Genomic DNA, 12,243 nt, shown 5'->3' with positions numbered 1-12,243 from the left:
GTATCAAGGTTCCTTATCCGGCCTTTCATCAGGACGACCGCCCATGCGCTTCGATGCCTTGCCTGCCTGTCCCGCTTCTCTCTGCCACACCGCGTTTGCCCGCGGTACGCAGCCGCTTCCTCACCCGCGCCGGTTCATACGCGCCGGTCTGGGGCGCATCGCTCGCAGTACGGTGTGTCTGTTGCTGCTCTTTGTCGCCGGCCAGGCGCATGCGAGCATCGCGATGCTGCAACTGCCGCGCGAGGCGGCGGTGCGCGAGCCGTTGCGCATCACGCTGCTCTATTCCAACGACGACACCACGCCACTCACGATCACGGTGCCGCCAGGCATTCGCGTCACGCTGACGAATGGCGACCTCGCGCCGCAGCCACTCGACCTCGCACGCGAACAAGGTGTACCCGACACGTTGAAGCTGCAGCCGGGCCAGTATCGCAAGGTGACGTTTTCCGCGCCGTGGCCGGCATCGGCGCGCGGCGTGGTGCGGATCGATCCGGTTGGGTTCGACGCTTCGCCGGCGCTCGTCACCATCAATCGTGGCAAAGATCAGGAAGCGATTGCTGCCGCCGAACGCAGCGAAGCGCAAGCTACGACGCCCGCCCAGGTCGCGGCGGCGGCCGCCGCTGTCAACACGCCCGAAGATGCGATCAATGCACCGCTCGATTCGCTTGCCACCACGGGCCGCAGCGCGCTCGCGCGACTCTCTTATTTCGAGCCAATGTATTTCGGCGTCGGCAAGAACGGCGATGCGTCGGCGCGCTTCCAGCTGAGCTTCAAGTACCGCATCCTGATGCCCGACGACCTGCGCTCGAAGGCGTTTTTCGACAACCTGTATTTCGCCTACACGCAGACCGTGCTGTGGGACCTGACCGCCGATTCGCGGCCGTTCCGCGATACGAGCTACATGCCGCAGCTGTTCTACTACGTCGCCGATACCGGCTGGCGCAGTTCGTGGTTCACGCGTATGGGATTTTCAGGCGGTATCGGACACGAATCGAACGGCAAGAGCGGCGACGATTCGCGCGCAATCAACATCGTGTTCGTGCGCCCGACGTGGGAATTCGGCAACCTCGACGGCAACCACCTGACGGTATCGCCGAAGATCTACTACTACCTCAGCAAGACCGGCAACGAAGATATTGCCGACTATCGCGGGTACGTCGATCTGCTTGTGAAATACGGCAGCCCCGACGGCTGGCAGCTCGCCACCACGCTGCGCAAAGGCACGAAGCACTGGTACGGCAGCATCGATTCGCAGCTGACTTACCCGCTGTCGAAACTGCTCGGCAGCGCGTGGGGCGGGTACGTGTGGGTGGGCTACTTCAACGGCTACGGCGAAGACATTCTCGACTACAACAATCGCCAGCACTGGATCGCGCGCATCGGCTACAGCATCGCGCGATGAAAGGCGAGGCGGCGTGCGCACGGCGAGACAGCCGTGCGCACGCGCAAGGCGCACTCGCGGCCGCCGGCGCGTCCGCTCCGGTCGATCGAGGCAGCGCATCGGCCGGGTCGGGAATTCGCCGGATCGGTTAACATGTCGGACGGTTTCCGTTCACCCATCCTTCGCCCGGGCGTTTTCATGGCTTCAAATCTCCACGACCTTCCTGACAGCCCCTGCATCGGCGTGTGCTCGACGCTTTTCGATGAAGTCTGCAAGGGCTGCGGCCGCACCGCCGGCGAAGTATCGAACTGGGTGTTCCTGAGCGACGACGAAAAACTCGCAATCTGGGAACGCATCAAACGCGAAGGCACCGCGATGCGTTTCCAGAACGACCATCTCTGAAACGCCGCTTTGACGCTGACGCGCGCTACGCCACCTGAAACGCGGCAACAGGCCCGCCCGCGAACAGACGCACCGGTTAAAACTTCATCCCGACGCCGATACCGACCACCAGCGGGTCGATATGCAGCGTGCCAAGCGAAGTACCGCCCAGCGATGCATCGGTGTGCATCCAGATCTTCTTGATGTCCGCGTTGACGAAGAGATTCTTCGCGACCTGCACGTCGACGCCCGCCTGCAATGCCGGCCCAAAACTGTGATTGCTGATCGAGACGGGCTGGCCGCCCGCACTCAGACCATTGTTGTAGAACAACGTGTAGTTGAGACCCGCGCCGACATAAGGCCGCACCGTTCCCTGATGGTTGAAGTGATACTGCAGCAGGAGCGTTGGCGGCAACACGTTCACCCCGCCCAGTCCGCCCAGATTCGACGTCAGTTGATGCCGTGACGTGCCCAGAATCAGCTCGACGCCGATGTTGTCGCGGATCATGTACGTGAAGTCGAGTTCCGGCACCGTGGCGTTGTTGACACCGACGTTGAGCGCCGACAATGTGCTGCTCGTGCTGACCTGCGGCAGGATACTGATGGCGCGCAGACGCACGAGTACGTCACCTGCATGAATGCCGCCCGTGGACGCCGCCCCGGACGTCGTCTGAAATGCCTCGTCTGCCGCCACGGCCTGGTTTGCAGCGACGCACATGCATAGCGCGCATGCCGCCGCGCCTGCCCCGTTGATCCATCTGTTCATGTTTTCTTTCCCCGTTGTCGTAAAGCCCCTACATTTTCCAGGGGCTTACGACCGGTCGCGTTGACCGCTGTCAACGAAGCGAAAACGCGCCGTGACGTGCGACAGCCGGTCGCGCCGTGCCTGTCAGCAGCAGTTCAAGCAGGTCGCGTACGCTGCGGATCGCGTTGCCGAACGGCAGCGCTTCGCGACCGCGGAAGAACAGGCCATTCGCGACATCGCCGCGCAGCGCAGCCGCAAGACGCGTGTCGATGCAGAAGTGGCCGAACTTCTCGATGCCATCGCGCAGCCCGCATGCACTCAGGCATTCGAGCGCGGCCGGACACGCGTGTTTGAGCGCGCCGATCTTCGAGCGGATGCGCGCCTCGTGGCGCAGATAGCGCGAGAGCCATGGGGTGCGGACGGCGCGGGCCGGCAGCCCGGTCACGCTGATGAACTCGACGATATCTTCCGGTGACGCGTCGGCCAGCACGCGTTTGAATTGCGGATGCGCGTCGCCCTCTTCGGTGACGGCAAACGGCGTACCGATCTGCACGCCGCTCGCGCCTGCCGCCAGGCACGCGCGCACTGCGTCGTGACTGTTGATGCCGCCCGCGACAATCAACGGCACGTCGTCACGGCCGAGGCCGAGCGACGAAAAAACCGCCTGCATCTCATCGAGTACGCGTGCGAACTCGAAGCGGCCATCGTGAATGTCCGCGAGGTTCGTGACGCCAAGATGGCCACCTGCGTGTGCGGGATGCTCGATCACGATGGCGTCCGGCAAACGCCCCTTCTTCATCCACTTCTTCAGCACGAGCGCCGCGCCACGACTGTCCGACAGGATGGGAACAAGTGCGATGTCGAACGCCTGCGTCATGTCGGGCAGGTCGAGCGGCAGGCCCGCGCCCATGACAATTGCGTCGGCGCCGTTTTCGCACGCTACGCGTACGTAGTCGGCGTGGGCGTTCACCGCTTTCATTACGTTGACCGCGATCATGCCGCGCCCCTCGGATAACGCTCTTGCGGCCGTGATTTCGCGGGCGAGCGCCGTGAGGTTCGCGCGTTCGAGCGTCTCGCGATCGGGATGCGCGCGGCAGGCCTCAACGAGATCCGCGTGATGGTGCCGCAGGTCGATGCTCGCGATCGTACCCATCGCGCCTTCACGCGCGACGCTGCCGGCGAGCCGGTGCGCCGAGATGCCGACACCCATCCCACCCTGCACGACCGGCAAGAGCGAACGGCCGCGAATCACAAGTGGGGGAAAAGAATGCGCTGGAAACATGAGAGGCCCGCTTCGTCGACATGAAACGCTCATAGTCGCGAATGGGCCAGACATCGCATTGCGCGAGATCAAACAAACGCAGCGGGCGCCTGTATTGGTCAGTGCTTTCCTGATTCAGATCAGCGGCGATGAAGCGCGCCTCACCCCACCCACACCTGCACGCGCCATGAAAAAAGCCCGCTTCGAATGAAGCGGGCTTTCTGCCCCTCGAACCTGCGTTAAAGCGTCAACGCAATCAGGCGTTACTGCACGCCCTGGCTCAGCAGGAAGTCTTCGTAATTGCCACCGAAGTCGTTCAGCGTGCCATCGGTACGCACTTCGACGATCCGGTTCGCGAGGCCGCTCACGAACTCACGGTCGTGCGAAACGAAAATCAGCGTGCCTTCGTACTTCTCCAGCGCGATCTGCAGCGATTCGATCGATTCCATGTCCATGTGGTTCGTCGGCTCGTCCATCAGCAGCACGTTGTGGCGGCCGAGCATCAGTTTGCCCCAGATCATGCGGCCTTTTTCGCCACCCGAGAGCACCTTCACGGACTTGCGGATGTCGTCGGCGTTGAAGAGCAGGCGACCGAGCGTGCCGCGCACCGACTGTTCATCGTCGCCTTCCTGGCGATAGTTGTCGATCCAGTCCATCAGCGTGATGTCGTCCGGGAACTCTTCGTACGTGTCCTGCGGCATGTAACCGATGTTCGCGTTTTCCGCCCACTTTACCGTGCCGTGATCGAGTTCGATATTGCCGCGCAGCGAACGCAGCAGCGTGGTCTTGCCCGCGCCGTTCTCGCCGATGATCGCGATACGCTCGCCCGGCTGCACGCTCAGATTGAAGTTCTGGAAGATCGTGCGGTCGTACTTCTTGGTAATCGTGTCCGCCACCACCGCGATGTTATGCAGCTTCTTCTCGTACTCGAAGCGGATAAACGGGTTCTGGCGCGACGACGGCTTGAATTCCTCGATCTTGATCTTCTCGATCTGCTTCGCGCGGCTCGTGGCCTGACGCGCCTTCGACTTGTTCGCCGAGAAGCGGCGCACGAAGTCCTGCAGGTCGGCGACGCGTTCTTTCGCCTTTGCGTTCGCGGCCTGCTGACGCTCGCGCGCCTGCGTGCTCGCGAGCATGTAGTCGTCGTAATTGCCCGGATAGACCTTCAGCGTGCCGTAATCCATGTCGGCCATGTGCGTGCAGACCTGGTTCAGGAAGTGTCGATCGTGCGAGATGATGATCATCGTCGAGTTGTACTGGTTGAGCACGTCTTCCAGCCAGCGGATCGAGTTGATGTCCAGGTTGTTGGTCGGTTCGTCGAGCAGCAGTACGTCCGGCTTCGAGAACAGCGCCTGCGCGAGCAGCACGCGCAGTTTCCAGCCCGGCGCGACGTTGCTCATGGGACCGTTGTGGTCGGCGATCGCGATGCCGATGCCAAGCAGCAGTTCGCCCGCGCGCGCCTCGGCCGTGTAGCCGTCGTACTCGGCGAATTTCGCTTCGAGTTCGGCGGCGTGCATGTAGTCGTCGTCGGTGGCGTCCGGGTTCGCGTAGATCGCGTCGCGCTCGGTCATCGCGGCCCACATTTCCGTGTGGCCCATCATGACGACGTCGAGCACGCGCACGTCTTCGTACGCGAACTGGTCCTGGCGCAATTTACCGAGGCGCACGTTCGGTTCGAGCATCACATTGCCCGAGCTCGCTTCGAGGTCGCCGCCGAGGATCTTCATGAACGTCGACTTGCCGCAACCGTTCGCTCCGATCAGGCCATAGCGGTTGCCTTCCCCGAATTTGACCGAGATGTTCTCGAAGAGGGGCTTCGGCCCGAATTGCATGGTGATGTTGGCGGTAGACAGCACGGCGCGTCCTTTGAATATGTTGACTGCGAAAAACCCGATATTTTAGCAGGTTATTGGAACAGGACGCCCTGCCCGGCGCGTGCGTCGTCGCCGTTACGATCCGGCCCGTTTTGTTCCGCGCGCGGTCCCGTTAGCGTCGCGCAGCGCCTGGTGGCGCTCTGGCTGCAATACGTCGATAAATGCCGTGAAATCGGCATCCGCGAGACCCGCGGCAACTGCCAGTCGCAACAGTTGCTGAACCGTGCCCGCGACCGGCATCGGCGTGCCAGTGTCGGCAGCCGTGGCGGCGACCGTCTCGACGTCTTTCTGGAAAGTGCTCAACGCCCCCAGCGGCGCGAAGCCCGTTTGTGTCATGCGGGGCACGAACGTCTGCAGCAGCACGGAATCGGCCCAGCCACCGGCGAGCGCTTCGGTCAGGCGCGCAGCGTCGATGCCACTGCGCTGCGCAAGCGTGACCGCTTCGGCGATGGCCGCGACGGTCGACGTGACGATCGCCTGGTTGCACAGTTTCGTCGTCTGGCCGGCGCCGGCTGCGCCCATGTGCGTGACGCGCGACGCGTACGCCTTGATGAGCGGCGTGACCGCTTCGACGTCAGCCGCCTCACCGCCCGCCATCACGGCCAGCGTGCCGGCGACCGCACCCGTCGTGCCGCCCGACACTGGCGCGTCGATCCAGCCCACGCCGGCCGCCGCGGCGCGCGCGGCAAGGCTTCGGGTCACCGCCGGCGGAATGCTCGAATGATCGACGATCCAGCGCAGTTTCCCTTTTGGGCGCGTCTGGCCATGGGCGTGCGCATCCGGGCCCAGCACGCCGTGCTCGCCGAAAACCACTGCTTCGACGGCCGCGGCGTCGGCGACGCACAGCACAACGACTTCGGCGCGCGCGGCGAGTTCGCGCGGCGTATCGGCGAGCGTCGCGCCATCAGCCTGCAAGGCCTCGGATTTCGCGCGGGTGCGGTTCCAGACATGCACGGCATGGCCGGCACGCAGCAAATGCCTGATCATCGGCGCGCCCATCAGTCCGGGGCCACAGAATCCGGTTTCCACGTTGCTGTCCTTCTTCATCGGGTGTTGAGTTGCTGGCCATGATACCGCCCGGCCGTCACTGGTGACACCGGCGACGCCGCGCCGGGCACGCTCCATGCGGACCTGAATGCAGCGGGCGGCCCGTTGACGGCCGCGTCATTGCCTATACTTTCTTCAACCCAAGGAGGGCTCATGAAAGACCACGTCTACAAGCAGATCGAGCTGACCGGATCGTCGACGAAATCGAGCGATGACGCCATACGCACGGCAATCGAAAAAGCGGCAAAGACGCTGCGCAACCTGCACTGGTTCCAGGTCACGGAGACACGCGGACAAATCGAAGACAACAAGGTGGTCCACTGGCAGGTGACGCTCAAGGTCGGCCTGCGCATCGACGACTAGACGCTCAGGCAAAGAGGCACGGTCGCTCACGGTCACTCGCGTTTGGTGCGTGCGATCGTGCGCGCGCGCAACAAAAAAGGGCTGTGTCCGGTCGGCCACAGCCCCTGAAAGCGACGACGCTGGAAGCTCGCCGCCTGGTCGAACATGACCGGCCCGCGCATGGCTTCGCATGCCGCGGGCTGATGCGATACGTTACTTCGGCAGCGAGCCGTCTACGCCTTCCACATACCAGTTGAGGCGTTGCAGTTCCGGATCCGTCAGCGTCTTGCCGGCCGGCACCTTCACGCTGCCCGACTGGTCCTTGATCGGGCCGGTGAACACGTCCCACTTGCCGCCCGCGAGTTCGGTGCGCTTTGCTTCGACATCCTTCTGCGCGTTAGCCGGAATCGCGCCCGTATTCAGGTCCTCGAGATTGACGGCCTTTTGCGGGATGCCCCACCACACAGGATCGTTCTTCCACTTGCCGTCCAGCACCTGCTGGATCGCGGCGTTGTAGTACACGCCCCAGTGCGCGACCACCGAACCCAGGTGAGCTTCAGGACCGAACTTCTTCATGTCCGAATCCCAGCCGAACGCGTGCACGTGCTTTTCCGAAGCGGTTGCAAGCGTCGCGCTCGAATCGGTGTTCTGCAGCAGCACATCGGCGCCCTGCCCGATCAGCGTTTCAGCCGCCTGCTTTTCCTTGCCCGGATCGAACCAGCTGTTAATCCAGATGACCTTCGTGTGGATCTTCGGGTTCACCGAACGCGCGCCGAGCGTGTATGCATTGATGTTGCGCACCACTTCCGGAATCGGCACCGATGCCACGAAGCCCAGCGTGTTCGTCTTCGTCACGTAGCCCGCGACGACGCCCGCGAGATACGCGCCCTGGTACATCCGCACGTCATACGTGCCGAAGTTCGCGGCCTTCTTGTAGCCGGTCGCGTGCAGGAACACCGTGTCCGGGAAGTCCTTCGCGACTTTCAGTTCGAAGTCCTGGAAGCCGAAGCTCGAACCGATGATGATCTTGTTGCCCTTGTTCGCCAGATCGCGGAACACGCGTTCCGAGTCGGCCGATTCCGGCACGTTTTCAACGCGCGTGATCTTGATCTTGTTGCCGAATTTCGCCTCGGCTTCCTTCGAACCCTGATCGTGTGCGAACGTCCAGCCCGCATCGCCCGGATTGCCGAGGTAGACGAACGCGACGCCCGGCGCATCGGCCGCGCGGGCGGTCTGCGTCAACGTGCCCCCAAGGCCCAGCGTGGCGGCTGCCAGTGCGAGCGCGGTCAGCATTTTTCTTCTCATTGTGGTTTCTCCTGTCGTGTGATTGGAACGTTCAAAAAGATTCTGTGAAATGCACGAACACGCGCACGAACACGCGCACGCGCCGCGCGGTCAGCCCGCGGCGAAAAACGGTTTGCCAAGCGATGCCGGCGCGTTCAGCCGGATCGTGTTCGGATTGCGCGAAATCAGCACCAGTACGACGACGGTCGCGATATACGGCGTCATCGCGAGGAATTGCGTCGGTACCGGCACACCGATCGCCTGCGCGTAAAACTGCAGGCCCGTCACCGCACCGAACAGCAGCGCGCCGATCAGCAGCCGCCCCGGACGCCACGTCGCGAACACCACCAGCGCGAGGGCAATCCAGCCGCGGCCGGACGTCAGCTGCTCCTGCCACAGATGCAGGTTGACGATCGAGTAGTAGCCGCCCGCCAGACCCGCCATGCCGCCGCCGAACAGCGTCGCGCCGTAGCGCACGCCAATCACCGGAAAGCCAACCGAATGCGCGACGGCGGGCGATTCGCCGACCGAGCGCAGCACGAGCCCGGCGCGCGTGCGATACAGGAACCAGCCGATCACGGCGAACATCGCGAACGCGAGGTAATCCAGCGGCGTCAGGCTGAAAAACGCGGGACCGATGACGGGAATCTTCGAGAGGCCAGGAATCGTCCAGGTATCGATCGTCGCGCGCACGGCGGCCGACGTGTACGGCTTGCCGACATACGCCGACAGGCCGATGCCGAAGATCGTCAGCGAAAGGCCGGTGGCGACCTGGTTGGCGAGCATCGTCAGCGTGAGGAACGCGAACAGCAGCGACATCGCGAGACCCGCGCCGATTGCCGCCACGACGCCGAGCCACGGGCTGCCGGTGACAGCCGTCACCGCGTAGCCGGTGACGGCACCCATCAGCATCATGCCTTCGACGCCGAGGTTGAGGACGCCCGATTTCTCGGTGACGAGTTCGCCCGCGCCCGCGAACATCAGCGGAATGGCGGCGGCGACGGCGCTCGAGGTCAGCGCGCTGGCTTGCTGGATATCCATGTGGCTTGTCGGGAAATCAGTGGGTCTTAATGGGTATGGGAAGCCACGGTGTGGCGGCGCACGCGGTAGTTCACGAACAGGTCGGCGCCCAGCAGGCAGAACAGCAGCAACCCCTGGAACACGCCGGAGAGTGCCTGCGGCAACTGCATCGAGGTCTGCACCGCTTCGCCGCCGAGATACAGGAGCGCCATCAGCAGGCTCGCGAGCACGATGCCGACCGGATGCAGTCGCCCGACGAACACGACGATGATCGCGGTGAAGCCGTAGCCCGGCGACCACGTCGCCTGCAACTGGCCGATCGGGCCCGCGATCTCACCCATACCGGCGAGACCCGCGAGCGCGCCGCTGATCAGGAGCGACGTCCAGATCGCCTTCTTTTCGGAGAAGCCGGCATAGCGCGCGGCGAGCGGCGCGAGACCGCCGACGTTCATCCGGTAACCCGCGAAGCTCTTTCTCATGAACACCCATACCAGCGGAATTGCGATGAGCGTCACAATGACCGACGCGTTCAGACGCGTGCCGCGCAGAACTTTCCAGTGCCAGTCGCCGGCGAACGTCGGATAGAGCGCGTCGCCGCTGAACATCTCCGAGAGCGGAAAGTTCATACCCTGCGGATCGCGCCACGGGCCACTGACAAGCCAGATCAGCAACTGCGTCGCGACGTAGGTGAGCATCAGGCTCGTCAGGATTTCGTTCGTGTTGAAGCGGCTTTTCAGGAGCGCGGGAATCGCCGCCCACGCCATGCCGGCCAGCATGCCGGCGATCATCATCAGGAACAGGATCCACCAGCCCGTCGCCTGGTCGAAGTAGATCGCGACGCCGCTCGCGCCGATGCCGCCCAGAATCATCTGCCCTTCGGCGCCGATGTTCCAGACGTTCGCGCGATACCCGATCGCGAGCCCGAGGCCGATCAGGCACAGCGGCGAGGCTTTCAGCAACAGCTCTGACCAGCCGTTGACGCTCGACAGCGGTTCGATGAAGAACGCGTGCATCGCCTGCAGCGGATCACGGCCGACAAGGCTGAAAATGAGGAAGCCGATCGCGAGCGTAAGCAGCGCGGCGATCAGCGGCACGGCAAGCCGCATCGTGCGGGAGGGCGTCGTGCGCGCTTCGAGTCGGTACGGAAAAATCATGGGTAGCCGTAGTTAGCGTGTTGTTATGTGTTTGGTCTCAGGCGTGCGGCCGGGCGGTCAGGCGTGCGCCGGCTCTCCGGACGGCGGCGGTGGCGTGCCTTCGCTGCCGCCCTGGCGCTCGCCGAAGAGGCCTGCCATCCAGCGGCCGATTTCTTCCGCATTTGTTTCGCCCGTCGCACGAACCGGCGACAGACGTCCACGCGCCAGCACGGCGATGCGGTCGCAGATGTCGAACAGCTCTTCGAGTTCCTCGGAGATCACGAGGATCGCAACGCCGCTCGCCGACAGATCGAGCAGCTGCTGACGGATGAACGCAGCCGCGCCGACATCGACGCCCCACGTGGGTTGCGCGACCACGAGCACCTTCGGCGCCTGGAGTATCTCCCGCCCGACGATGTACTTCTGCAGGTTGCCCCCCGACAGGCTCTGCGCGAGCGCGTCGGCGCCCCCGCAGCGCACGTCGAACGATGCGATGCAGCGGTCCGCAAATGCGCGCATTGCCTTCGTCTTGATCCAGCCGGCGTTCACCATCTTCTGACGATGCGCGGTCAACAGCGCGTTGTCGGCTAGCGACATGGCCGGCACCGCGCCGCGCCCGAGGCGCTCCTCAGGCACGAACGCAAAGCCGAGCGAACGGCGGCCGCCCGCGCCGAGCCTGCCCGCTGCCTTGCCGCAGATCGTGATCGCATCGGCGCGGTTGCCTCGCTGCTCGCCCGACAGAGCCGCCAGCAGTTCGGCTTGCCCGTTGCCCGAGACACCTGCAATGCCGAACACTTCGCCTGCGTGAACCGAGAACGACACGTCGTCGAGCGAGGTGCCGAACGGATCTTCGCTTGCCACCGAGAGATGCTTCACGTCGAGCAGTACGTTGCCCGGCGTATGCGCGCGACGCTCGTAGTCCGGCAGCGAATGCCCGACCATCAGCTGCGCGAGCGACGCATGCGTTTCCTCGCGTGGCTTCACGTGACCGGTCACGCGACCGCCGCGCATCACCGTCGCGGTGTCGCAGAGTTCCTGGATCTCATCGAGCTTGTGGCTGATGTACAGAATGCTGCAGCCTTCGGATGCGAGGCGCTTTAACGTCGCGAAGAGCTTGCGCACGGCCTGCGGCGTGAGCACCGACGTAGGCTCGTCCATGATCAGGAGACGCGGGTTCTGCAGCAGGCAACGCACGATCTCGACGCGTTGCCGCTCGCCGACTGTGAGGCTGTGCACATGTCGCTGTGGGTCGATGTCGAGGCCGTAATCAGCCGACACCTCGCGGATGCGTCGCGACAGTGTCTTGAGGTCGAATGGCTCATCGAGCGCGAGCGCGATGTTTTCGCCGACGGTCAGTGTTTCGAACAGCGAGAAGTGCTGGAACACCATGCCGATGCCGAGCTTGCGCGCGGCGGCCGGGCTCGCGATCTCGACGGCCTGCCCTTCCCAGCGGATCTCGCCTGCGTCGGGACGCACCGAGCCGTAGATGATCTTCATCAGCGTGCTCTTGCCCGCGCCGTTCTCGCCGAGGACGGCGTGAATTTCGCCAGGCTCGACGATGAGCGTCACATCGTCGTTGGCACGCACGGCCGGATATTGCTTGCTGATGCCCGACAGCGCGAGACGCGGCGCCACCCCGGCCTTAGCCGTCGATGTGCCTGCGGGCCGTGCGGCGGCGTCGCCGCCAGAGGTAGAAATGTCGACCATGTAATTCCGTAGTACGCAGTGACTGCCATCTGCAGGACGACTGCCCAAAACCATGCGAAGCACGCTGG

12 protein-coding genes are annotated in these 12,243 nt (G+C 63.9%); 4 read left to right on the top strand and 8 right to left on the bottom strand.

Translation table 11 applies throughout. The features are described 5' to 3' along the window. Window positions 1–43: 43 nt before the first annotated feature. Complete coding sequence (locus LPA36_RS25225) at window positions 44–1,402, top strand: phospholipase A (protein ID WP_407674331.1); 1,359 nt, start codon at window positions 44–46, stop codon at window positions 1,400–1,402. Between the two features lie 177 nt (window positions 1,403–1,579). Further along, window positions 1,580–1,783 carry a DUF1289 domain-containing protein gene (locus LPA36_RS25220; protein WP_228882784.1) on the top strand — a complete coding sequence of 68 codons (204 nt, stop codon included), beginning with the start codon at window positions 1,580–1,582 and terminating at the stop codon, window positions 1,781–1,783. Between the two features lie 76 nt (window positions 1,784–1,859). Here LPA36_RS25220 and LPA36_RS25215 read toward each other — a convergent pair whose 3' ends face one another. Both LPA36_RS25215 and LPA36_RS25210 read right to left on the bottom strand, forming a co-directional pair. Beyond that, on the bottom strand, window positions 1,860–2,528 hold the full coding sequence (locus LPA36_RS25215) for an OmpW/AlkL family protein (RefSeq protein WP_228882783.1): 669 nt from the start codon (window positions 2,526–2,528) through the stop codon (window positions 1,860–1,862). Between the two features lie 70 nt (window positions 2,529–2,598). Continuing rightward, on the bottom strand, window positions 2,599–3,789 hold the full coding sequence (locus LPA36_RS25210; RefSeq protein ID WP_228882782.1) for an NAD(P)H-dependent flavin oxidoreductase: 1,191 nt from the start codon (window positions 3,787–3,789) through the stop codon (window positions 2,599–2,601). Here LPA36_RS25210 and LPA36_RS25205 point away from each other — a divergent pair. Continuing rightward, window positions 3,788–3,979, top strand: a complete 192-nt coding sequence (locus tag LPA36_RS25205) for a hypothetical protein (protein ID WP_228882781.1) — start codon at window positions 3,788–3,790, stop codon at window positions 3,977–3,979. The two genes, LPA36_RS25210 and LPA36_RS25205, sit on opposite strands and share 2 nt — an antisense overlap. A gap of 52 nt (window positions 3,980–4,031) precedes the next feature. On the opposite strand, the gene LPA36_RS25200 is transcribed toward LPA36_RS25205, so the two are convergent. Continuing rightward, window positions 4,032–5,624, bottom strand: coding sequence for an ABC-F family ATPase (locus tag LPA36_RS25200; protein WP_228882779.1), 1,593 nt, complete (start codon window positions 5,622–5,624; stop codon window positions 4,032–4,034). A 93-nt stretch (window positions 5,625–5,717) separates the two neighbouring features. Beyond that, window positions 5,718–6,671: an NAD(P)-dependent oxidoreductase gene (locus LPA36_RS25195; RefSeq protein WP_228882778.1), complete on the bottom strand. Its 954-nt coding sequence runs from the start codon at window positions 6,669–6,671 to the stop codon at window positions 5,718–5,720. Between the two features lie 171 nt (window positions 6,672–6,842). On the opposite strand from LPA36_RS25195, the gene LPA36_RS25190 reads away from it, so the two are divergent. Continuing rightward, entirely contained in the window at window positions 6,843–7,052 is a 210-nt protein-coding gene (locus tag LPA36_RS25190) for a dodecin (protein WP_228882776.1), read from the top strand. A gap of 192 nt (window positions 7,053–7,244) precedes the next feature. Here the strand turns inward: LPA36_RS25190 and LPA36_RS25185 are convergent, their stop codons facing one another. The 4 genes from LPA36_RS25185 to LPA36_RS25170 form a co-directional block, all read right to left on the bottom strand. Then, window positions 7,245–8,336, bottom strand: coding sequence for a BMP family ABC transporter substrate-binding protein (locus tag LPA36_RS25185; protein ID WP_228882774.1), 1,092 nt, complete (start codon window positions 8,334–8,336; stop codon window positions 7,245–7,247). Between the two features lie 90 nt (window positions 8,337–8,426). Beyond that, window positions 8,427–9,356 (bottom strand): ABC transporter permease, encoded by a 930-nt coding sequence (locus LPA36_RS25180; RefSeq protein ID WP_228882772.1) that lies wholly within the window; start codon window positions 9,354–9,356, stop codon window positions 8,427–8,429. A 26-nt stretch (window positions 9,357–9,382) separates the two neighbouring features. Next, on the bottom strand, window positions 9,383–10,489 hold the full coding sequence (locus LPA36_RS25175) for an ABC transporter permease (protein ID WP_228882770.1): 1,107 nt from the start codon (window positions 10,487–10,489) through the stop codon (window positions 9,383–9,385). Between the two features lie 57 nt (window positions 10,490–10,546). After that, window positions 10,547–12,175: an ABC transporter ATP-binding protein gene (locus LPA36_RS25170; protein WP_228882768.1), complete on the bottom strand. Its 1,629-nt coding sequence runs from the start codon at window positions 12,173–12,175 to the stop codon at window positions 10,547–10,549. Window positions 12,176–12,243 lie beyond the last annotated feature (68 nt).

The sequence above is a fragment of the Paraburkholderia saeva genome, assembly GCF_907164555.1.
Classification (GTDB): domain Bacteria; phylum Pseudomonadota; class Gammaproteobacteria; order Burkholderiales; family Burkholderiaceae; genus Paraburkholderia; species Paraburkholderia saeva.
This window is presented reverse-complemented; position numbering and strand designations above follow the sequence as displayed.